We start from the raw sequence: 268 nt of genomic DNA, 5'->3' as shown, positions 1-268 counted from the left end.
GAGGCCCGAAGGTCCCCCACTTTGGTCCGTAGACGTTATGCGGTATTAGCTACCGTTTCCAGTAGTTATCCCCCTCCATCAGGCAGTTTCCCAGACATTACTCACCCGTCCGCCGCTCGTCACCCAGAGAGCAAGCTCTCTTGTGCTACCGCTCGACTTGCATGTGTTAGGCCTGCCGCCAGCGTTCAATCTGAGCCATGATCAAACTCTTCAATTAAAAGCTTGATTTGCTTCAACTCGTGAAGCGATGCTCGAAAATTAACTTTCG

1 rRNA gene is annotated in these 268 nt (G+C 51.5%); it reads right to left on the bottom strand.

The features are described 5' to 3' along the window. Positions 1-217: ribosomal RNA gene (locus AAZT04_RS26295) — 16S ribosomal RNA — on the bottom strand; the annotation flags it as partial. Positions 218-268 lie beyond the last annotated feature (51 nt).

It is taken from the genome of Serratia sp. Je.1.23.a (genome assembly GCF_051129805.1).
GTDB classification, from domain to species: domain Bacteria; phylum Pseudomonadota; class Gammaproteobacteria; order Enterobacterales; family Enterobacteriaceae; genus Serratia; species Serratia liquefaciens.
Note: the sequence above shows the minus strand (reverse complement) of the source record. Positions and strands in the feature narration are given on the sequence as shown.